General features: G+C 63.3%; 17 protein-coding genes. 5 read left to right on the top strand and 12 right to left on the bottom strand.

Translation table 11 applies throughout. The features are described 5' to 3' along the window. Positions 1-7: 7 nt before the first annotated feature. The 3 genes from cobJ to cbiG are packed head-to-tail and all read right to left on the bottom strand — an operon-like array spanning position 8 to position 2,912. Complete coding sequence (gene cobJ, locus NMQ09_RS13175) at positions 8-1,045, bottom strand: precorrin-3B C(17)-methyltransferase (RefSeq protein WP_255191044.1); 1,038 nt, start codon at positions 1,043-1,045, stop codon at positions 8-10. A 5-nt stretch (positions 1,046-1,050) separates the two neighbouring features. Further along, a complete protein-coding gene (locus tag NMQ09_RS13170) occupies positions 1,051-1,950 on the bottom strand; it encodes a precorrin-3B C(17)-methyltransferase (RefSeq protein ID WP_255191043.1) in 900 nt (299 codons plus the stop codon). Continuing rightward, positions 1,947-2,912, bottom strand: coding sequence for a cobalt-precorrin 5A hydrolase (cbiG, locus tag NMQ09_RS13165; protein WP_255191042.1), 966 nt, complete (start codon positions 2,910-2,912; stop codon positions 1,947-1,949). The genes NMQ09_RS13170 and cbiG overlap by 4 nt, the downstream gene beginning before the upstream one ends. 380 nt (positions 2,913-3,292) lie before the next feature. Here cbiG and NMQ09_RS13160 point away from each other — a divergent pair, with 380 nt between their 5' ends. Beyond that, positions 3,293-4,438: an outer membrane protein assembly factor BamB family protein gene (locus tag NMQ09_RS13160; protein WP_255191041.1), complete on the top strand. Its 1,146-nt coding sequence runs from the start codon at positions 3,293-3,295 to the stop codon at positions 4,436-4,438. 71 nt (positions 4,439-4,509) lie between these two features. On the opposite strand, the gene NMQ09_RS13155 is transcribed toward NMQ09_RS13160, so the two are convergent. The 7 genes from NMQ09_RS13155 to NMQ09_RS13125 all read right to left on the bottom strand — a co-directional run bounded on the left by NMQ09_RS13155 (position 4,510) and on the right by NMQ09_RS13125 (position 14,618). Continuing rightward, entirely contained in the window at positions 4,510-7,596 is a 3,087-nt protein-coding gene (locus NMQ09_RS13155; RefSeq protein ID WP_425607239.1) for a DUF7286 family protein, read from the bottom strand. A 63-nt stretch (positions 7,597-7,659) separates the two neighbouring features. Further along, positions 7,660-8,718 carry a DUF7284 family protein gene (locus NMQ09_RS13150; RefSeq protein ID WP_255191039.1) on the bottom strand — a complete coding sequence of 353 codons (1,059 nt, stop codon included), beginning with the start codon at positions 8,716-8,718 and terminating at the stop codon, positions 7,660-7,662. Further along, entirely contained in the window at positions 8,712-9,209 is a 498-nt protein-coding gene (locus NMQ09_RS13145) for a DUF7285 family protein (protein WP_255191038.1), read from the bottom strand. Before NMQ09_RS13145 ends, NMQ09_RS13150 begins: the two co-directional genes overlap by 7 nt. After that, positions 9,187-10,131, bottom strand: a complete 945-nt coding sequence (locus NMQ09_RS13140) for a DUF7283 family protein (protein ID WP_255191037.1) — start codon at positions 10,129-10,131, stop codon at positions 9,187-9,189. Before NMQ09_RS13140 ends, NMQ09_RS13145 begins: the two co-directional genes overlap by 23 nt. 95 nt (positions 10,132-10,226) lie before the next feature. After that, positions 10,227-11,957, bottom strand: a complete 1,731-nt coding sequence (locus tag NMQ09_RS13135) for a secretion system protein (RefSeq protein ID WP_255191036.1) — start codon at positions 11,955-11,957, stop codon at positions 10,227-10,229. A 5-nt stretch (positions 11,958-11,962) separates the two neighbouring features. Continuing rightward, entirely contained in the window at positions 11,963-13,882 is a 1,920-nt protein-coding gene (locus NMQ09_RS13130; protein WP_255191035.1) for a type II/IV secretion system ATPase subunit, read from the bottom strand. Positions 13,883-14,105: 223 nt separating this feature from the next. After that, positions 14,106-14,618 (bottom strand): DUF7382 domain-containing protein, encoded by a 513-nt coding sequence (locus tag NMQ09_RS13125; RefSeq protein ID WP_255191034.1) that lies wholly within the window; start codon positions 14,616-14,618, stop codon positions 14,106-14,108. A 74-nt stretch (positions 14,619-14,692) separates the two neighbouring features. Between NMQ09_RS13125 and NMQ09_RS13120 the strand changes: the two genes are divergently transcribed. The 4 genes from NMQ09_RS13120 (at position 14,693) to NMQ09_RS13105 (ending at position 19,661) form a co-directional block, all read left to right on the top strand. Further along, the gene (locus tag NMQ09_RS13120) at positions 14,693-15,748 is read left to right on the top strand and encodes an ATP-binding protein (protein ID WP_255191033.1); all 1,056 of its coding nucleotides are present in this window, start codon (positions 14,693-14,695) and stop codon (positions 15,746-15,748) included. A gap of 98 nt (positions 15,749-15,846) precedes the next feature. Continuing rightward, positions 15,847-16,500 (top strand): DUF7310 family coiled-coil domain-containing protein, encoded by a 654-nt coding sequence (locus tag NMQ09_RS13115; protein ID WP_255191032.1) that lies wholly within the window; start codon positions 15,847-15,849, stop codon positions 16,498-16,500. Then, positions 16,497-16,988, top strand: a complete 492-nt coding sequence (locus NMQ09_RS13110; protein WP_255191031.1) for a DUF7311 family protein — start codon at positions 16,497-16,499, stop codon at positions 16,986-16,988. The genes NMQ09_RS13115 and NMQ09_RS13110 overlap by 4 nt, the downstream gene beginning before the upstream one ends. A 357-nt stretch (positions 16,989-17,345) precedes the next feature. Next, positions 17,346-19,661 (top strand): CARDB domain-containing protein, encoded by a 2,316-nt coding sequence (locus NMQ09_RS13105; RefSeq protein WP_255191030.1) that lies wholly within the window; start codon positions 17,346-17,348, stop codon positions 19,659-19,661. Between the two features lie 210 nt (positions 19,662-19,871). On the opposite strand, the gene NMQ09_RS13100 is transcribed toward NMQ09_RS13105, so the two are convergent. Beyond that, on the bottom strand, positions 19,872-20,570 hold the full coding sequence (locus NMQ09_RS13100) for a MinD/ParA family ATP-binding protein (RefSeq protein ID WP_255191029.1): 699 nt from the start codon (positions 20,568-20,570) through the stop codon (positions 19,872-19,874). Then, complete coding sequence (locus NMQ09_RS13095) at positions 20,567-20,932, bottom strand: DUF7857 domain-containing protein (RefSeq protein ID WP_255191028.1); 366 nt, start codon at positions 20,930-20,932, stop codon at positions 20,567-20,569. The genes NMQ09_RS13100 and NMQ09_RS13095 overlap by 4 nt, the downstream gene beginning before the upstream one ends. Positions 20,933-20,962: the final 30 nt, after the last annotated feature.

Raw genomic sequence — 20,962 nt, 5'->3', positions numbered from 1 at the left:
CGGGTCCTCAGTAGTCGTATTTCGTCTCGTAGCCACGCGGGGTGACCATCCGGTCGTCCCAGACGTACGTTTCCTCGTTGCCGACGACGATGGTCGTCGTCATGTCGATGATCTCGCTTTCACCGAGCTCTTCGAGTTCGCCGAGTTCGGTGATCATCACCTGCTCGTCCTCGCGGCCGGCACCGTGAACGATGCCCACGGGCGTGCCGGGATCGCGGTGCGTGAGGAGAATCTCACAGCACTTCTCGAAGTTCTCCCGACGCTTGCGGCTCCAGGGGTTGTAGATCGTGATGATGAAACTCTCCTTTGCGACCGAGTGCAGCCGGGACTCGATCTCGGGCATCGGCACGAGGTGATCGGACAGCGAGACTGAGACGGTGTCGTTCACGAGGGGGGCACCCAGACGGGCCGCACACGACTGTGCGGCGGGGACGCCCGGGATAACCTCGAAGTCGACCATCGAGGCCGTCGCACCCTTCGACTCGAGGATCTCGAGTGCCAGCCCCGCGAGCGCGTAGACGTTCGGGTCGCCGCTGCCGACGATCGCCACGTCGTTGCCCGCGAGCGTGCGGTCGACCGATTCCTCTGTCCGGGAGACCTCGCCACACATCGGCGTGTCGTAGATGTCGTCGGCCTGCTCGACGATCTCGTCGGGCAGGAGCTCGATGTAGGTCGTGTAGCCGACGATGTGCTCGGCCTCGAGCAGTGCGTCTTTCGCACGCTGGGTCATCCCCTCCGGATGGCCGGGGCCGAGGCCGACAGCCATCAGCTGGCCGGGCTCGCCGTCGAAGTCGTCGACGGTCGCGCCGACTTTCTCCTCGGTGCTCTCTTTCTTGCTCGAGGCCCCACACTTCGATCCCGAACTGCTCGAGTCGCTCGAGCTCGAACCTGAGGCCCCGCATTTCGATTCCGAGGACGAGCTCGAGTCGTCGCTCTTCGACGCGCCGCACTTCGAGCCCGAAGCGGAACTCGAGGTCTCGCCGCCGTCGGTTTTCGCGCCACACTTCGAGGTCGATTCGTCGGAGTCGGTGTTGGTGTCAGTCATGGTTATCAGAAATCGTCGACGTCACGCCCGCCACGCGGGGTGACCAGGTACGTTCGATCGTCGTTGCTCCAGGTTTTCGTCTCGTGGTTGCCGATGATGAGCGAGGTGCCCATTCCCGAGACTTTGTCGTCGTGATTCACAGCGTCGCCAAGCGTCGTGACGAAGTGACCCTCGCCGTTGCGGCCGGCGTCTTCCCGGCCCGCGTCGTTGACGATCGCCACGTAGGCGTCGTCGGTGCGTTCCTCGCGGACGATCTCGACGGCCTTCTCGTAGTTGCGCCAGCAGTTGTAGAGGACGATCACGAAGTCGGAAATCGCCGCGGCACGCAGTTTCTCCTCGATCTCGTCCCAGCCACGCCACTTATCGGACAGCGAGACGGTACAGAAGTCGTTACACAGGGGTGCACCGACCATCGCCGACCCGCCGAGTGCGGCGGTCACGCCGGGGACGATCTCGATTGGAATGTCCGTCGCTTCCTCCTCTTCGGCCATCAGAAAGAGGAGGTCGGACTTGCCGTAGACGGAGGGGTCGCCACCCGAAACGTGGGCGACGTCCTCGCCCGCGCGAACGCGCTTGAACGCCTCCTTCGCCAGTTCGATCTGGCGTCCCATCGACGACCGGACGATCTGCTGTTCGTGGCCGTCCTCGCGATCGCCTTCGTCTCGCGCTGCGGTGTCAGCGTCTCGAGTGACGAACCCGTCGTCATCCACCTCGTCCTCAGGTGGCAACGTTCCGTCCTCACGGAGGAACGACTGGTAAAGATTCGAGGCGATCACGCAGTCGGCCGTCTCGATGACCTCTTTGGCTCGCTTGGTCATGTGGTCGGGCAGGCCGGGGCCGATGCCGACGACGTAGAGGGTGCCGTACTCGTCGGGAGTGCCGGCAGATTCGTTGCCCGAACTCATCGGCCGATCGCCACCGTTACCTCGTCCTCGTAGCCGATCTTCTCGAGTACGAGTTCGTTCTCACGGCCACCGGCGATGGCTGACGCCTCCGAGACGCCCGGCCAGCCGATCAGTTCCTTCGACTTCGAGGGGGTCGGTCCCTCGTGCTCGAGCAGCGTCCCCTTCTCGAAGGCGACGACGCCGAGGCCGAGTTCGTCGGCCGCGGCGAGCAACCCCTCCTCGTCTTCTTTCCGGGTCGCCGTCGCGACGAACTCGACGTCCGCTATCTCGTACTCCGTTCGCTCGAGGGCGGTCTCCCAGGCTTCCAGGAACGTCTCTTTCTTCGCCCCGGAGACACTTCCGGTGCCGACGACGACGCCATCGTCCTTGTTGCGCTTGAGGACCGTAACGTCGTCGCCGACCAGCACCGCCTTCGGGCCGTCGAGTCGTGCGACGGGACCGAGTTCGTCGTCGAGGACGGCGAGGTTCGTCGCCACGGTCGAATCGCCGTTGACGACGTGGGCGTCCATCGCCTTCGCGCGGGCCTCGACGCCCTGCTTACCCGCCGCCTCGCTCGCGGTGGTCATCGCCGGGATCGCACCCATCGTCGCGAGATCCTTCGCGACCTGGTTCGCACCGTGGTGGCCACCCGTGATCGGGATCGCCCAGGTCAGTTCTTCGTCGATGACGACGATCGCCGGGTCGTCCCACTTGTCCTCGAGTAAGTGGGCGGTCTTTCGCATCGCGATGCCGCTCGCCATCAGCCCGACGAAACAGTCGTACTCGCCCCAGTACTCCTCGAAGACGTCTGAGTGATACTCGAGGATGTCCACCGAGTCGTAGCGATCGTCGATGCCCTCGACGATTTCCTCGGCGGTGTCCATCTTCCGCTTGAAGGCGATGATGGCGATCTCCTCGGCGACCTCGCCGTCGCTGTCGGGGGTCGAACAGTGACCGCCGTCGCGGTCTGATTCCGAACTCATCGTGCCCCTCGGCTGGGAACGGTTCTCGTTCGAACGCTCATGCTCGACAGCAGACAGTGCTCACTAATACAATCTACGTTTCTAATTAACAAGTTGAGTTTAGGAAAAGCGTTGTTTCCTAGGCCCAAGCTGTGTTTCACTCCCTCGTCGGTGACTGTTCCAGTTGCACCCCGATGACTCGAGGTCGCCGACAGCCAGTTCGACGAACGGACTCGAGTGGCCGTCTCGCTGCCCTATTCGTGATCTCTCACCCAATCAGTCTTGGTATTACAACTTTCGAAATTTTCATTATAGGTTAGGAGGTAGCAAGCAACCACATGTCCAAGCGCAGACAGACGCGCCGCCAGTGGCTCGCGACGTGTGTCGGATCGACCGCCGCGATGGCTACTCTCGCCGGCTGCACCGGCGGTTCGGACGACCCCGACACATCCCCACCGGAGGACGACCCCGGCGTCGCCGACGACGACAGCGACTACGGCAGCTGGCCGATGATCCACTACAACGCTGCCAATCGACTCTCGGTCCCCCACGACGGCCTCGACGGCGAACCCGAAATTCTCTGGACTGCCGAACTCGAGGGGACCGTAAGTCCACCAGTCGTGTACGACGACGTCGCGTACGTCAGTCACGGAAGTGGCTTCTACACCGCCCTCGATCTCACCGAACGCGGCGATACCGTCTGGGAACACGAAACGGGCGAGCGAGGCACGCCCGCCGTCTCGGATGCGGCCGTCTTCGTCGCCGGTGACGGTGTCGAAGCGCTCGATCACGACGACGGTGACGTTCTCTGGAACACCGGCCACGACGAATCGGTCGAATCACTCCGGATCTACGACGACCTGCTCTACGCTGGCCTCGAAGACCGTGTCATCGTCCTCGACGAAACCGGTGAGGAACGACTCGAGATCGACGTCACTGAGACGGTTCAGTCGCTTGCGGTTGACGACGAACGTGTTTACGTTCGATCTCGTCCAGACCTGGATGAAGACGACTTTGTGATAGCTGCGTATGATCTCGACACTGGTGATTCGATTTGGGAACACGAAATCTTTCACGCACAACAGTGGTTCGATGATCGTCTGACCAAAACATTCCCACTTGTTGATGGATTAGTGTATACTGTTGATCGTGAATCGCTTATCTCGATCAATGGGGAAAGTGGCGAATTACAAACAGTTGCTGAATTCGAACAGTCTTCGTGGAATCGACCCACTATACATGACGACTGTGCTTATATTCGGATAGACGAATTAGTAGCATATGATTTTAACCAAGGTCGGAAGTCACCTACGTGGGACCCTGAAATAAACACTACTTATCCTGTTGTAGTCGCAGGAGATTCGGTCTACACCATACGAAGTACGAGTTTTTCGGCACCACCAGATATTACGTCAGTAGAATACGAAACGGGAGCTGTTAATTGGGAAGCCCAACCACCAGAATTAGACGAGGCTCATTTTCCGGTGGTCCTAAACGAACTCATCCTTTTATCAATTGATGATCCAGGAATTGTAGCATTTGGCTAATACTTTTTGTTTTCATACCAGTATATATGCCCTAAAGGGTTAAAATTGTTCGGGAAAGGTGGGTATGAAGATCAGCTATGAGGGTCATCACACATAGAAGTATCGGACTCTGCGTTCGGGCCAACATCTTCCCAGGTCTCGGAACAGAATGTGGTTCCATCTAGCGATCCCTGGCCATCAGCAACCGCAGGCACCGGCCCACCGCGCTGAACGACGGCTCCGGGCATCACGACGATCACTTCCGTCTCCGTCTCGAAGTCGATCGCCTCGTTCTTCCCGACCTGCACCGTTTCGCCGTCGGAGAGTTCGACCGTTATCGGACGATGTTCGGCGACGTAGGTGAGCCGATCGCTGTCAGCAGGGTCGCCGATGGTCGAACTGACTTCGAACCGAGAGTACTCGCCCCTGACGTCGACGGACCAGGTGTTGATCGTCGCGTACCACTTATTCGGTATTGCGAACACGACCGGCAGTCCCGGCCACGGCATGCGATTGTCCGTCTGCACCGCCATCGGATCGTGGTGGACGTCCTCGTCGAACTCGAGGTCGAGGACGCCTGCGTCTTCCGGTCTGATCGCTGAATCACGTTCGCGATTGATCGAGGTCGTCGTCAGGTACGTCGGCGAGCCGGAGACTTCGTACTGGGCGTCGTCGAGTACTGGTGAGCCCTCGAGGTCGATCGGCTCGGGATCGAAGTCGGCGTTCGCGAATCCCTGCACGAAGTCGAGTGCGTCGTCGAGATAGCCGAGTCCGGCCCCGTCACCGATATCGTCGAGTTCGGATTCGACGGCGTCCAGTTGCTCGTCGTACTCGTCGTCGAACTCCCCGAGCCAGTAGTAGATACGATCGAAGTACGCCTTCCGAATCTGGGCTTTCGCCTTCTCTTCGGGCGTCTCGTACGGTCCCCCGTCGTCGACGTACTGGTCCTCGAATCGGGCCTGAATGTCCTCGATTGCCTGCTTCGGTGGCGTCTCCCCGTCGGTTAGTTCGGCGACCTCGACGCGGAGCGGGTCGTCGTTCCACTCGGCGGTGAAATTTCCGTGCACGGTTTCGAGCTCTTCGGTCAGCGCGTCGATCACGGCCTGCCGTTCACCCGGGATGACGTCGTCCGACTCGAGCACCGTGCTCGACTGCTCGAGAACGCTCTCTTCGGCCGCGGATTCGAGGCCGTCTGGATCGCTCGACTCGAGTGCAGAGGTCAGTTCGCTCTCGATGTCACGCTCTGCAGTGTCGTAGGACTCCGCGCTCGTCACTTCGACGAGCGCGTTCTCGAATCCCGTCTCGAAGGTCACGTCGTCGTGGTGGCCGTAGTCGGTCTCGATCGGGTTCGATGCGACTGGGAACTCGTTGGTTCCGGTGTAGTACTCGCCCCCTGCGTCGAAGCCGTACGAGCCATCGATCGTCGTCTCCACCTCGACGTCGACGGTGTCGGTGGTGGAGACGGTCGTGTATTCCGTCTCGTTTCCGGTGGTGTCCTTGTAGCCGTGGACGACGCGCACCTCGACGGCGGCCGTTCCGGAGAGTTTGTGAATCGTTCGATCGTAACTGTCGCCCGCTCGGATCGGCGTGTGATCGACGTCTACACTCGCAACGCCGCGAACTGACTCGGAGTCGCTATCCCGGTCGCGTTCCCAGTCACTTCCATCGGGTGGGCTGGGCGTGGGTAGCTGGCCGGACGAAGTGCTCTGGTCGGTCGTCACGTCGATTCGATAGAGTTCGTCGACGATGTCTCCCGGGCTCCGTTCGTACTCGCCGTCGGGGACGTCGTACATGTACTCATCCGGCATCTCCCTGTCTTCCATCTCGGATTCGATCTGCTCGGCCTCCGCTTCGAGGTAGTCGACGACGTTCTCGCCCTGGTACTCGAGTAGCGTGGCCTTGGCGACCATATCGACCGGGACCTCGATTTCGTAGGTTGCCGCGTCCATGCTCTCGATGCCGTCCTGGATGAGGTCAGAGAGTGGTGGCACGTCCGGGAGGTCGCCAGTCGCTTCGTCACCGAACACCCAGTCGTTGATCAAGCCGCCGTCGTCACACACCTGCTCTTCGAAGTCGACCTCCTCGTTGAAGCCGATTATCGTGTCGTTTTCGTCGCGTTCGACGATCTCCTCGAGGTCGTCTTCGAACGTGACGTTGTCGCTCGGAACCATGTCGTTCAGGTCTGCCTCGAGTTCGACGTCGCTGATCGTCGTGGCGAGGTCGAGGCTCGTACAGACGTACTGGGGACGCATCGTTCGATCGGCGTGTGGATCGCGGGTGCCGAAGACGTCCTCCTGGACCGAGAAGATAGCGTGGTTGGCGAGCACTTCGGTGTGGTCGGTATCGATGACCTCCTCGAAGGCGTGATCTTCGGGTCTGGTAGTCTCCTCGCCGAATCGGTCCCAGCTCGCTTTCAGGTACGCCATCGGATACAGTCGAAGGGCGAGCTCCTGGCCGAGTCCGTCGGGGTCGGTCGCATCGGGTGCTCCTTCGCTGTCGAAAAATCCTTTGTTGAGTTGTGCTTCGTACTCCGTCATCCGTTCGTGCAGTTCGAAGACCGGCGAGCCTGCGCTGACGCTGAGCGATCGCGTCTCCGTCGGGAGTTCTTCTCCGCCGACGACGCCGTCGAATTCGACGCCGTGGACGGTCGCGTGAATCGTTCCCTGCTCGACGTCCTCGTCGAAGTAGCCGATCTCGAGGTCGACCCGGTCGATGGCCTCGTCTGGATCGATCTCGCCGTCGCCGGGGTCGCTCGAGACTGGCGGGAGTGACACTGTCGACTCGGCGTCCGGGCCGACGGACTGGCCGGCGGCAGGCAACCGATCGGCGGCTTCGAGGTAGACGAGCAGTTTGACGTACTTTCGGAACGCCTCACGGTCGTCGTCGGCAGCCGAAATCGCATCGATATCGCTGCCGGCCGTCGTGTTGATCGGTGCTGCGCCCGCCTGGTGCGTCGCATCGAGTACCGCGGTGCGAAGCTCACTTTGTGCGGCGGTCACGCTCCGGTCGAGCACGAGTTCAGCGTCACGGTCGATCACCGGATCGGGGCGCTGTTCGAGCACGGCGATGATCCCGACGCTCGAAACGAGTAACAACACCGCGATCATCGCGAACGGAATGCGTGCGCGGTCGTCATCTGCAATCGATATGCTCCGATTCGGTCGGTTACGGCCTGTCATCGGTTCTATTTCGGGCCCTGTACGGCTCCGTTCGGTTGCCAGCGGTGACTGTTCACGTTCATATTATCGATCCCAGGTTTGTACGGTGATCTTGATCGTTCCGGTCGAGACGACCGCGTCGAACTCAGACTCGAGCGCTTCCACCTTTTCCTCGGTCGGAACGTCGTCGTCGAGTTCGGCGTACGCCTCCTCGATTTGCTCGCCAGCCGGACTGTCGCGCATGTCGTCGGCGATCACTGCGGCGAGTCCCTCGTCGTCGCCTGCGGTCCCTGCGAGTGCTTCGTTCGCCGCGATGGCGTTGGGTGACGTTCCGGTCACGTGGTCTTCGACGTCGGCCCCGGTGGCGTCGGCGAGCGTTCGGTAGTTGTACAGCGTCATTGAGTTCTCGGTGAGCGTCGACTCGAGGGTGTACTGCGTTGCCTCGGGCGGGAAGTAGCCCTCGACCGTGGCGTGGGCGATGTCCTCGCCGACGAGGTCGAAGCCGTCTTCGATGCCGCTCCGGCTGGCACTGCGCTCTTGCCCGTCGACGAACGACTCGGCAAGCGTCTTCGCCTCGACCGGAGGAACGGTGCTCGAGACCGCCATCGTCGAACTCGAAACGTCGGCGGTGCGCGGTGGTCGGTCGCCGGCGGTGGCCGTGCCGTTGATCGACGCTCCTTCGTAGGGTTCCCAGGTTGCAATTGCGTAGGTTCGGCCCTCACTGCCGACCAGCCGATCGCGGATCGCCGCGTCGACCGACCGTTCGACGTCGTACCCGTAGGCGAAGGGCTTGGTATCGTTTATCTGGAGGTTCACCAGCGCAGCCTCGCCGAGCAGATCCGCCGCCGAGCCGTAGGTCGTGATCTGGTAGAGTTCGCCGATTTCGTCGGGGTCGAGGTCCGGGTGGTCGTAGTGTTTGCTGTCGGTCGTCGCGTTGCCAGCCTCGTTCTCGGCTCGCAAATCGTACGTGATCGTCACCGTCGAACCGGACAGCGTCTGGATTGCGTGATCACCGCGGTCCCCGCCGATCGACTCGTCGTCGCTGTGGAGGTAGACGCCGATCAGTAACACGCTCGTGCTGACGATCAGCAGCGCCAGTGCGACGTCCATCACCGTCGAGATCGCCCGATCGTCGGTCACCATACCGACACCTCGAGCGTCCCCGACCGGACCTCGGCCGAGCTGACGACGGCGACCGGGATCGTTCTCGTGGCGACGGACGCGTCCTCGGGTGGTCCCTCCGACTCGAGGTAGCGCTCGAGTTCGGCGACCTCTGCCGGTCTCGTCTCGTGTGGATATCCCGACGGGAAGGCGGCCTCCGCGACCGTCCGTTCCTCGCCCCCGTCGATTGCGGTCACGCGAACGTAGACGGTCGCGCCGGCCGGAAGCGACTGGTCGGTGACTCTATCGTAGAGTTTGGCGTCACCGTCGTGGGTGGCGTGAAAGACACCGTCTTCTTCGATCTCGTCCCAGATACGATCGATCGCCCGGTCGGCGGTCGTAGATTCCGACGTACCGGGAAGGGTGACCTGAACGTACACCGCGTAGATGCCGATACCGACGACGAGCATCGACACGGCGACGATCGCCGCGATCGGCTCGGTCTGGGCTCTAGACGATGACGAGTGTGACATAGTAGTTCCCTCCGTCGTTGAGGCCGATTAGCAGGTGGTCGTGATCGAACTCGACTTCTCGTTCGATTTCGTTTTCCCATACCTCCAGATCGTCGATCTCCAGGTCGTCGTCCTCCCACGTCTCTTCGGTCAGTTCGCCGTCTTCCTCGAACGTAACGCTGAACGTGACGGGTTCGTCGCCAGGCTGGCGGAGGTTCGAGGAGCTGATCTCGATCGGGATCTCCCCCGAACCGGTCGTGAATCGTTCGCTGTCCGATTCCTCGAACTCGCCGGAGCCGGCGTAGTCGCCTGTCACCTCGAAGTGAACGTCTCGGCCTTCGACGCCATCGTATCGCAACGTCACTTCCCGAACGTTGTCTCTGATCTCGCCTTCGCCCGGCAAGCTATCGGTCTCTGTGACCTCCACTTCGGCAGACTCCGACAACGGCTCGAGTTCGTCGATTCCGGCGTCGATCGTGAGCTGTCGGGCGTGGAGTTCGCCGTTCGCCTGGAGGGCGTTGCCGGTGTTCTCGTCGAACGCTGCTTCGACGTCCTGTTTGAATACGGCGAACGCGTGCGTATCACCGTCCTGAAGTTCCGTCTCGTACTCGTCTGCAAATTCCGCACCGTGGACGAGGTTCTCCAACCGTTCGTCACCGTTCACTGGGACGACGATTCCGTACGAGAAACTCGCGTGTGACGTTCCGTGGTCGTTCTCCATGGTGATGGTCTGGCGGTTGATCGTGACCACGTCCGCATCGTGGTCGTAAGAGGCGCTGGCTGTGAGTTCACTCGCGGTTGCTCCTTCGATGGTGTTCGCTGCCTGTTCTGCGTCTGGGGGAGGTCCCGTCGAGACTCCCAGCGCGAGGCCAGCGAGCGCGATACTGACGATCGCTACTGCGACGTAGACGTACCACGCGTCGGCTGGTGCCTCCAGATCCATACCGGGTTTGATTCCCGTTCGTATATAAATTCAAACAGCTGGGAACTAGGTCCATTCGACATCTTCAGATAAAATCGCCACCCTGTTGGGCACGATCAACCGATATCGACGATGGCGACGTCGATCAGCGCGACGGTCAGCGTGAACAGGATCATCGACGATACCAGGGTTCGACCGATGTGATAGCCGAACAGCGTCCGGTCCATTCCGTGTCGAAGCGCGTACGACAGTGGTGTCATGATGAACGCCAGGAGGATCAAGTAGACGGCCACGACGATCCCGAGTCCGTCGACCGCCAGCGTCGTTGCGTCCTCGAACCCATCGGCCATGCTGAAACTCTCCTCGGTAAGCATCCCTGCCATTCCGACGGTCGCACCGCCGACCATCGGTCCGAAATAGGCGGCGGTGTTGTCGAGCGTGCTCGTCACCTGCACGAGTGCGCGTTTCGTCTCCGCCTCGACTTCCTCGAGTTCTTCCAGGTGGTCGGCCATCGAGACGATCGCTCGACCGGCTGGCTTCCCCTCGTCGCCGGCGATTGCGAGGAGCGCCGCCATGCTGTGTGCTCGCTGACTGGGGACGTCCCGAAGCGCCCCGTACGTTCCGAGGAACGCTTCCTCGACGCTCGTGTGAAGCCGACGCTGGACACCGGCGGCGTGGGTGAATACCTCGCCGGTTTCTGCGGGAACGCGGTCGGCGGCCAGTTCAATCGCTGATTCGACGGATTCTCCCTCGGCGACCTGTCGCCCGACGATGTACAGGGCGTCCGTCAGGTGTTCTTCGACGTCTCTGACGTAGTGACGCAGTGTGAGGATCGGGCTGTAAACCGAAAGTAACGCGACTCCGAGGCCGACACCGAACGCGACGACCGTCGAGAGATACGCTGGGCCGAACGCCGCTACCGTGACGTAGACGACGCCACCGGCGACGATCCCCCATCCGGATCGCAGCCAGAGTCGGTTCGGTAGCGCCGGATGGTCCCGGTCGATTTTCGGCGGCGGGAACGCGACCGGCCGGCGGACGAGCAGCCACAGTGCCGCGCCGATCAGCGAGAGCGGTAACACGATGTTGTAGAGGAGGACGAACATCCAGATGTTGAGGTTGACTCCGGCCAGCGGGGCTGCGGGCACGAGCGCGATGAGCGCGAGCGGTAGCAGGATGCCGAACGCGAAGAGCATGGTCGTCGGCGCCCGGATCGACGCCGTGAACTCGGCCATCTGGCTGCGGGTCCCATCGAGAATCGCGGACAGCGACCGGTCGAGCGTGCGACCGCGTTCGCCCTCTGGAGCGTCCTGTGCAGTCGCGAGAAGCGTCGACGACCGCCGGAGCGCCGGAAAGTACTCCGCCCACTCTTCGGCGAACGACAGCAGTCCGGCGTGGGGGGTCCCCTTCGCTCGATTGAAATGGGCGCCGAGACTCCGTGAGAGTGGTCCGTTGCCGGTTCGCGCGGCGAACCGCACGGCGTTCTCGAGCGACGGCTGGATCTGCATCCGTAACACCGCACGGCCGATGAGGTTCGGCGTCTCCCCCAGCGCTTCAGTCCGGCGAAACGCCGCTGCCAGGTGTGGCCACGAGTGGACGGCGTGGACCGCTGCGAGCGATCCGGTGAGGACGAACACCGCGACGAAGAATACCTGAACGTCGTACAACAGCAGGGGAAGCGGCACGAGTGCACCGACCACTCCGGCACCGTACCCCGCCCTGACGATCGTCTCGGCCTCGTACGGGGCCTCGATGAACCGGATCGATTCGACGAGTTCGTCGCTGGCCTCCACGTCGTAGGGATACAACCTGGCGAGGACGTGTACGGCCGTCGTCGTGAGTGACACAGTCGTCACCTCCGGGTGGTGTACTCGGCGGCGACCTCCGCCGGTGTGATTCGTCCGTCCGCTGCGAGCGTTTCCATCAGCTCCGTTCGCTCGGCGATCGCTCGCCTGACGTCGGCGTACGCCTCGGTTGGACCGGCCATCGCGTTCACGAATTGGCTCTCCCCTCGATCGATCCGTCCGGTCGGCGCCGCTCGCGTTCCGTCGAGTTCGTAGAGCGGCTCGAACCAGATCTCGTCGCCGTTTCCGAGCACTTCCTCGACGCGGGCGACGCGTCGGCTGCGTCCCTCGGGCGTCCGGTACGCCTGGACGGTGACGACGAGATCGGTGGCACCGAACGACGACGGCTCGACTTTCAGATCAGAGACGACGCGCTCGTAGACGTCGGCGGCACCGTCGCCGTGGATCGTTCCGAGGACGGCGTTCGCGTTTGCACCGACGCGCATCGCCTCGTAGAGCACGCGCGCTTCTTCACCACGGATCTCACCGACGACCAGTGCACCGTCGCCCAGGCGGAGGGCTGTTCGGAGCGCGTCCGCCGGACTGATCTCCGGACCGTCGCCGGTGCCCGTCCGGAGTGCCTGGACGTCTCGACCGACCGACTGGAGCGGCCCGACCGGCAGCTCCGGCGTGTCCTCGATGATCACCGTTCGCGTCTCCGGCGGTACCTCGTAGAGCAACGTCCCGAGCAGCGTCGTCTTCCCGGCGCCACGGGTGCCGGCGATCAGCGCGGCCGCGTTCCGCTCGATCGCCGTCGAGAGGAAGCCCGCCACCTCGGGCGGCATCGTGTCGTTGGCGACGAGCGCCGGCAACGTGAAGCGGTCGTCCGACTGTTCACGGAAGGCGAAGCCGATACCCGCGGCGACCGGATCCGTGACGCCAGCGATCCGGAGTCCTCGGCCGTTCGCCAGCGACGCGGTCGCGTCGATCGTCGGCTTCGCCCGTGAGAACGCCCGACCGCTGGTCCGCCTGACCCGCGAGGCGAGCGCCTTCGCTCCGGTTTCGGTGAGGTGGACGTTCGTCTCCATCGCCATCCCGTCGAGTTCGACCCGCAGCGGGTTCGCCGCCACCGGCGAGGTGACGTAGACGTCGGTCACGTCCGGATCGGCGAACAGATCCTCTAAAATACCGTAGCCGTCGGTGTGTTTCTCGAGTATCGACGTCACCGTCGGGTCGACCGGCTCCTCCGAGACGTACTCGATCGCCCGCGACGGCGCCCGGTCGCCGTCGACCCATCCCTCGGCGATCGCCTCGTAGCCGTCGACGAGCAGCTCGTGTCGTTCCGGCGACAGCGTGAGGTCGACGACGTCGAGTGCGTACAACGGGAGTTGCCCCTCACGTTCGTAGACTCGGACCGTACTCCCGGATTCGAGCTCCCTAACGTCGACGAGCCTGGCCGTCTCGTCGATCGATCGATCGACGTAGTAGTACGCGATCGCTAACCCGACGAGCGGGGAGAACGCGTCGGGATAGTCCGTGGCCGTGCCGACGGCCTCGAGCAGTCCGGACTCGACGGCCACGTCACCAATCACGTCGACTCTCGACTCGAGTCCTCTGGCCGCACCGAGGGGGTCCCGGGCGACGTCGCGTGCGAGGACGTCGTCTCGGTCCCCGAGCAGTTCGACGAATCGGCCGGCTGCGCCGAGAATCGACGCCCCGTCGCCGTCGTATCGGTGTTTCAACCCGTTCGAATGGACGACGATCGCCTCCGCCTCGCGCGCTGTGAGTGCCTCGACGACGGACTGGCGACAGTCCGCCGACTGGACGAGATCGCCGCTACACGCCGAGGCGTCGACGAGGAGCGTGCGGTCGTCGAACGCTAGCTCACAGTCACAGTGTCCAGTCGAATCGTCGTCGCCGAGCAGGCCGTCGAGACCGATCGTCGAGAGGAAGTCGTGAATCGAACGGGCGCCCCCCTCCAGTGACATGCTCTATCTGGGATCGGTCTCTGGTTTAAAATTATACACCAGTACGAGAGGCGATGCGACAGTCTTCACGACCCCTGCCTCTCAAAAATGTGGTCGTCGACGGTACGCATCGACGCGAGGTGGAGCGGTGCTCCGGTCGCCGTCGGTCACGTCTGGCGAGACTGCGACCCCGATGGGGCCGCGAGACGGTTCACGGTGTCCTGATCCCGCCTCACGACGACCGTTATTCGACCACCAGTAGCTCGTCGTTTGCTTCGTCGTCCGTCCAGTCCGTGCCCGTGGGTGGCCGAACTTCGAATTCGATGGTGCCAACGGCCTGATCTGGTGCGAGTCGGATGTTCTCGTCTGCGAACGTGAACTCTGCTTCGTTAGAATCCTCTCCAGTGTGTTCTACTATCGCGCCGTCCATCCGCGCGTCGCCCGCCGTCGCGATGACTCTCGCATCGGTGACGTTGTTCCCGTCTTCGTCGACGACGTACACGCTGAAGGCGCTCGTATCGTCGCCGTCAGAAAGGTCGAGCTCCGCGCTTTCGAACTCGACCTCTACTTCGGTATCGCTTTCGAACGTATCGATTCCACCCAGGATCTGCATCATGATCCCGAGTGAGACTACACCGACGATCAACGCGATCACGAGTCTGATCGGCAACCCTTCGATCGCACGGTCGTCGTCGGCTAACGATCGGCTGAATCTGGGCGAGCGGTTCGTCGGTTCAGTTCGTTGATCAGTACCCATGCCCCAGTTGGTCCCACCATCTAACTTAAATTTTGACTCAAAAGTTAAAGTACGACCGCGGGGCAAGCATCGGTATGAGCTTTGTCATCGGTCGGGGGGTCGACGCCGAACCGACGCAGGTGGGACATCTGGGCCGGTATCGCGCACTCGACGGCAGCGAAGGTGCCGAGTTGTACGTCGACCTGGACGGACCCCACGCGATGCTGATCGTCGGCAAACGCGGCTACGGCAAGTCGTTCACGCTGGGTGTCGTAGCGGAGGAACTCGCGCGCGCACCAGGGGTCGCACCGGTGATCGTCGACCCGATGGGCGTCTTCTCGACGCTCGACGATCCAGCAGACGGAGAACCGGTTCCCGTCGAGCTCATCACGGAGCCGGCGATCTCGGCCGACGTGCTCGATCCCCGGTCGTGGTGTGCACTGCTCGGTCTGTCACCCGAGAGCGGCGCTGGCGGGCTCGTCTGGCAGGCAGCACAGGAAACGCGAACGCTCGAGGAGATGCAGGTGCACATCGAGGAGGCCGATGCACCGGACGTCGACAGACGGGCGGCGAGCAACCACGTCTCGCTAGCCCAGTCGTGGGGGGTGTTCGATCCCGACGGCCTCGATGCCGAAACTCTGGCCAGCACGGCCGTCTCCGTCGTGGACGTCTCCGGACTCGACACGGCACCGATGAACGCGGTCTGTCGCGGCATCGGTGAAGCGCTCTACCGTGCGCGGGTTGACGAGACGATCGATCGGCTCCCGTGGCTCCTGATCGACGAGGCCCACACGTTCTTCGACGGCGTCGCGGAGTCGGCGCTGCACACGATCCTCACGCGCGGTCGCGCCCCGGGAGTCAGCCTCGTGCTCGCGACCCAGCGACCGAGCGCTGTCTCCGAGATCGCGATCTCACAGTCCGACGTGTTGATCTCTCACCGCCTGACCGCACAGGCAGACCTCGAGGCGCTGTCGACCGCCCAGCCGACGTACATGAACGACTCGCTCGACGAGCGACTGCCGACCGATCCCGGGGAGGTGGTCGTGATCGACGACGCAACCGAGACGATCCACGCCGCACAGATCCGGTTCCGTGATACGCCACACGGTGGAGGAAGCCCGAGTGCACGCGAAGTGGCAGGACTCGAGTGACGGTCGGACACCGACGTCGATATCACCGAATCGGTTGACGTCGACGTCGGATCGCGGCGCTGTCGAGGTTTAAATGTGATCGAGCAGAAAGCAGGGATATGACCGACGTCGATCGGCTCGAGCAGCGTCTGTCGGCCGTCGAGCGCGTCGTCGTCGACGGCGACGTGGCGCTCGACGAACTGGCGACGCTGGCCTCACTGTCGGAGACTGTCTCGACACTCGAAACGCGTCTCGAGGAGCACGAGCGCCGACTCGCCGATCTCGAGGCCGCGGTCCAGTCGATCGAGGGATACGTCGGGAACGTCGAGTCGATCAACGACGACGTGGAGCGACAGGCAGCCACGGCGGTCGCGACGGTCGACCGACTCGAGCGTCGGATGGAGGCGCTCGAGGTCGAACTCGACGACCTTCAGGGCGGGATTCTCGAGGGCGAGCGAGAACGTGACGAAGAGACCGTCGCTGAACGCAACGGGTCTGTCGGTACCGAACGCGACGAGAGCGTCACGCTCGGGTTCGAGGCAGGCGAGGCCGGGAAACCGACGCCGGAGCAGTCAGTGAGCGAGCTCTTCGGCTCGGATCGCGGGTCACGAGCGACCGTCGACGACGGTGTAGACAGACCGTCGTCCACCGCGAACCAGTCGGCAGTCGACTCAGCACTCGAGGAGGACGAGCCGTCTGAACCAGCCCGTTCGGAGGGTGATGGCGGAACGAACGACGGCTTGCTCGACGCACTCCGGTCCCGGCTTTCATGATCCGCTACGTGCTGGCAGCCTTACTCACGGTGGCAATCCTGTCGCTCGCCGCGGTCGCGATCGACGCCGGTGGAAGCGACAACACCGAACGGCAGGTGCAGACGGCGATTGCCGACATCGAGCGGAACGCCGTCGCGTTAGCGGAGCACGAGGAACTTTCGCCGACGGGACACCCGGATCCACAGCGGGTCGTCGAGGTGTCGATCCCGGCGCGGTCGCTCACGACCGAAGGCGTCTCACACGTCGAGATCGAGCCGCTCGAGGAGGCAGACGCGAGTATCGCCAGATACGTCCTGGACGACGGGACCACGAACGAGGAGCTCGTCGATCAGCGAATCGTCTACCGTGACCCGACGGACAACCGGACGACGGAACTCGGCGGTACCGGGACGCAGCGTCTCAGGCTGGTGCTCTTGCCGGACGAAAACGGTGAGCCGGTCGTGGTCGTCGAGCCGCCGGAGACCGACGGCTTCGTGTCCTCGACGTAGCGGACGAACCGAGTTCGCGAGCGCGTCGGGAGCTGATACTACTGGACAACAGTCAGTACCCACTCGATCGGGCTGTGGCCGGCCGTCGGACTCGCTGACGGCCGGTCGCGTGCGATCGATGGGTGAACCGTTTTGTCCGGTAGTACGAGATCGTGGCCGTCGAAACGAGTGACACCGAACTGACGTTCACCGACGACTACTGTGAGGCGTACTGGTGCGAGCAGGGGTGCGGTGGCGTTCAGTGGCTCCGCTTGTCGTCACGGCAGTAACTGGCGACCAGGATCAGCCATGATTACTGTTACTCCGTGGCAATCATTGCCGTAAAACAATAAGTACGGTCGGGAATCAAACCGGGTGATGGCCCCGCTGATTACGGACGACGGGACGCGACTGGTGGCTCTCGTAGTCGTCGCACTCGGGATCGGTCTCGTCCTCGCCGGCTCGGCAGCCGCCGACGAGGCCGCTGAACTGGAATCGCTGGACGGTGACGGTACCGAAGACGACCCCTACGTCATAACCACTGTCGAAGAGTTACAGGCGATGAACCAGGATCTCGAGGCCCACTACGTTCTCGGGAACGATATCGACGCCAGTGAAACCGACCGCTGGAACGCTGGCGCTGGCTTCGAACCGATCGGCGATGGCGAGTACGGGGATCGAACGAGAACGCCGTTCAGTGGCACGTTCGATGGACAGGGTCACACCATCACTGACCTCGCTATCGACCGACCCGGCGAATCTCACGTGGCCCCGTTCGGTGAGAACGATGGCACAATCAAGAACGTTCGGTTCGAGAACGTCGATGTGTTCAGCAGTGATCGCAACGTTGCCGGCGCCGTTGCAGACAACCACGGCACGATCAAGTCAGTCTCGGTGACCGGGTCCGTCGAGGGACAGGACCGCTGGACGGCAGGTCTCGTCGCTCGCGGAGATGAGGGCGCCACGATCGAACGGTCGATGGCCGACGTCGAGGTGACCGGCGACGAGTATGTCGGTGGACTGGTCGGCGACAACAGCGAGCAATCGATCGTCCACTCGTACGCAACTGTGACTGTGGAAGGGAACGATCGAGTGGGCGGACTAATCGGGTGGAACAATGCAGACGACGGAGTGAGAAACAGCTACGTAACTGGCACCGTCTCGGGAGAGAGTGAGGTCGGCGGTCTGGTCGGCTGGTTCGCCGGTCCCGTCAGCGACGGATACGTCGCCGTGGACGTCACTGGCGATGATACGACCGGGGCGTTGGTCGGCGCCGAATACCATTCCAGGTACGTGAGTGATGGGACCGTCTCGAACGTCTATTACGACACGAGGCGCTCCGCTCTCGACTCGACCGGTGAAGATAGCGACTTCGGAACCGGTCTTCGAACCACCGAACTGACGGGTGCCGACGCCGAACGGAACGTGGACTTCGACTTCGACAACTTCTGGACGGCCACCGACGAGTATCCGGTCCTCGAGTGGCAGGTCGAAGCCGTCGACCTGTCGGTCTCCCAATCCGCCATCGGCGAGGGCGAAACGACTCCCGTCACCGTCGAACTCACGCTCGACGACGGCTCGACGGTTACCGCTTCGGAGGTCGCCGACTACGACTCCGAAGCAGCCGTCGCGTCCGTCTCGGAGGGGGTGCTCGAGGCGAACTCGGTCGGTGAGACCGAGATCACGGCGACCGTCGCTGGCGAGAGCGATACCGTTACCGTCGAAGTGCTCGAGCCGCCGAACATCGCGTTCGTCGACGCCGAGTTCGACGTCGAGGCTGCCGTCGAGGGCACGACCGTCGGCCTCGATGCGACCTACGAGAACACCGGCGGTCCCGGCTCCGAACGCGTCAGCGTTGCGGTGGGTGACGAAGACGTCACCTCGACGCAGCTCCAGCTCGGGGCCGACGAAAAAACGACCGAGTCAATCGAGTGGACCGCAGCCGAGTCCGGAACCGTGACGGTCGACGACGAGCCTTACGGTGAACTGACCGTCGTCGACGCCGAAAACGTCTCCCTCGAGGCGATCGAACTCCCCGACGAAGCCGCCGAAGGCAGCGAGTACGAGATCGGCCTCGAGTTCGCGACCGACCTCGACACGCCTGTCCTCGAGACCGTCGAACTCCGCGTCGACGGCGACCGCGTCGCGACGGAGGTCGTCGAGATCGACGCCGACGGCTCGGCCGACCCGATCAGCTACGCACACGACGAGCAGGGCACGGCGACGCACGTCGTCGAACGGCACAACGAGACGGAGACTGGTATCGTCGAGATTCTCGAGCCGGCCGAATTCGAAATCGAGGACCTCGACGCCCCCGAGTCGGTCGAGGAGGGTGAGCAGGAGACGGTTTCGGCAACGGTGACGAACGTCGGCGGCGGCGAGGACGACGCCGAACTCGAGCTCAGGATCGACGGCGAGGTTCAGGACACGCAGACAGTCACGCTGGATTCGGGCGATTCCGAACCCATCCAGTTCGACGTCACGTTCGACACCGACGGCGACGTCACCGTCGGAATCGCGTCGCCGGACGACGAGCGTGAGGTCAGTGTCGCCGTCGAAGCGGCTGGCGACAGCGCTGCGATGGCAACCGGTGACGATGCCGGCGCCGACGACGACAGTATCCCTGGACTCACCGCCGTTGCTGCCGTCCTCGCGGTTGCGCTCGCGCTCGCCGCCGTCGCTCGGCGCCGGTGAACGACGGCGAGGTGACGTCGGAGCGCTTGCTCGAGTCGCTCGAAAACTGAGCGCCTCCGGACTGCTGTACTGATACTGCCGGAGAAAACGGTTCACCCATCGATCGCACGCGACCGGCCGTCAGCGAGTCCGATGGCCGGTCACGGCGCGATCGAGTGTTCACTGACTGTTGTCCAGTAGTATGAGTTCTACAGTCTCTCAGGATTGTGTTCAGCCGGAAGTGGAGCGTCCGGAGAGCCGTGCCTGTGCTCGTTCGAGTCGGTCCGCGACCGATCGGAACGCCTCGACTGCCTGTGCGTCGGGCGCGTGATCGCGGACTGGCATCCACCGGGCCTGTGCGTCGGCGACCGCCTGTTGACGATCGACGCGCGTTATCTCGACGCCGAGTGCTCGACCGAGTCGGTCAGCGACCTCCTCGTGGGCCTCGCGGTCGGTCTTGTTCAGAACGGCGGATGCGACCGGCGTCTGGAGCGCTTCTGTGAGTCTGTACGCCCGGAACGCGTCGACCAGTGCTGCCTCGTTCGGCGTCGTGACGAGCACTGCGAGGTCGGCGTTCCGGAGTTCGATTCCGACGTCACGGGCGAGTCCCGCGGGACAGTCGACGACGACGCGCCCCCACTCCCGTTCGACGCGTCGGAGTACCCGACCGAGTTCCTCGAGGTTCGACGCACGGGCTCCAGAGAGCGTTCGCCCACAGGGGAGGAGCGTCACCGGACCGACGTCTTCGATCGCGTCGACCGGCTCGACGCGGCCGGCGAGGACGTCGTGGAGGTCGGGGCCAGTACCTGGTGGGAGGTCGGCGGTCGCCAGATCGGCGTCGACGACGACGGCGTCGAGTTCGCGGCCGAGGTTCCACGCCGTCGTCGATTTGCCGACGCCGCCTTTTCCTCCCGAGACGGCGACGATCATCGCTCTCGTTCGAGCACCTCGTTCGTCGGGCGCCAGTCGTCGAGGTCGGCGAGCACCGTCTCCGGTGTCCGATCGCCGACGGCCACGCGGCGGTCACTCGAGACGACCTCGACTGCGGGATCGACCGGCTGCGCCGGGCTGGCGAAACCGATGCCGCGGCTGCGATCCGGTCGAATCGTCGTCTCCCAGACGCCGTCGTTCCACCGTGGATCGACGACGCCGTTACGGCGTGGCGGCCAGACGGGGCCGTCGAGCAGGCTTCGCAGACGGACGGTCTGTGGCGTCGACTGCGTGTTCCTGACCACGACCGCGACTCTCGTAACCTCCCTCGTCCGTTCGGCGTTCGTCTCGACCTCCACCATACTGCTACTGTGATCGTACCGAAATTTAAA

It is taken from the genome of Natronobeatus ordinarius (genome assembly GCF_024362485.1).
Classification (GTDB): domain Archaea; phylum Halobacteriota; class Halobacteria; order Halobacteriales; family Natrialbaceae; genus Natronobeatus; species Natronobeatus ordinarius.
This window is presented reverse-complemented; position numbering and strand designations above follow the sequence as displayed.

Coding starts and splice junctions, on each gene's coding strand:
- NMQ09_RS13150 (WP_255191039.1), bottom strand. CDS start 8,718: ATGGTGACCGACGATCGGGCGATCTCGACGGTGATGGACGTCGCACTG.
- cobJ (WP_255191044.1), bottom strand. CDS start 1,045: ATGACTGACACCAACACCGACTCCGACGAATCGACCTCGAAGTGTGGC.
- NMQ09_RS13100 (WP_255191029.1), bottom strand. CDS start 20,570: ATGATCGTCGCCGTCTCGGGAGGAAAAGGCGGCGTCGGCAAATCGACG.
- NMQ09_RS13145 (WP_255191038.1), bottom strand. CDS start 9,209: ATGTCACACTCGTCATCGTCTAGAGCCCAGACCGAGCCGATCGCGGCG.
- NMQ09_RS13115 (WP_255191032.1), top strand. CDS start 15,847: ATGACCGACGTCGATCGGCTCGAGCAGCGTCTGTCGGCCGTCGAGCGC.
- NMQ09_RS13140 (WP_255191037.1), bottom strand. CDS start 10,131: ATGGATCTGGAGGCACCAGCCGACGCGTGGTACGTCTACGTCGCAGTA.
- NMQ09_RS13120 (WP_255191033.1), top strand. CDS start 14,693: ATGAGCTTTGTCATCGGTCGGGGGGTCGACGCCGAACCGACGCAGGTG.
- NMQ09_RS13130 (WP_255191035.1), bottom strand. CDS start 13,882: ATGTCACTGGAGGGGGGCGCCCGTTCGATTCACGACTTCCTCTCGACG.
- NMQ09_RS13170 (WP_255191043.1), bottom strand. CDS start 1,950: ATGAGTTCGGGCAACGAATCTGCCGGCACTCCCGACGAGTACGGCACC.
- NMQ09_RS13155 (WP_425607239.1), bottom strand. CDS start 7,596: ATGACAGGCCGTAACCGACCGAATCGGAGCATATCGATTGCAGATGAC.
- NMQ09_RS13105 (WP_255191030.1), top strand. CDS start 17,346: ATGGCCCCGCTGATTACGGACGACGGGACGCGACTGGTGGCTCTCGTA.
- cbiG (WP_255191042.1), bottom strand. CDS start 2,912: ATGAGTTCGGAATCAGACCGCGACGGCGGTCACTGTTCGACCCCCGAC.
- NMQ09_RS13095 (WP_255191028.1), bottom strand. CDS start 20,932: ATGGTGGAGGTCGAGACGAACGCCGAACGGACGAGGGAGGTTACGAGA.
- NMQ09_RS13160 (WP_255191041.1), top strand. CDS start 3,293: ATGGCTACTCTCGCCGGCTGCACCGGCGGTTCGGACGACCCCGACACA.
- NMQ09_RS13110 (WP_255191031.1), top strand. CDS start 16,497: ATGATCCGCTACGTGCTGGCAGCCTTACTCACGGTGGCAATCCTGTCG.
- NMQ09_RS13125 (WP_255191034.1), bottom strand. CDS start 14,618: ATGGGTACTGATCAACGAACTGAACCGACGAACCGCTCGCCCAGATTC.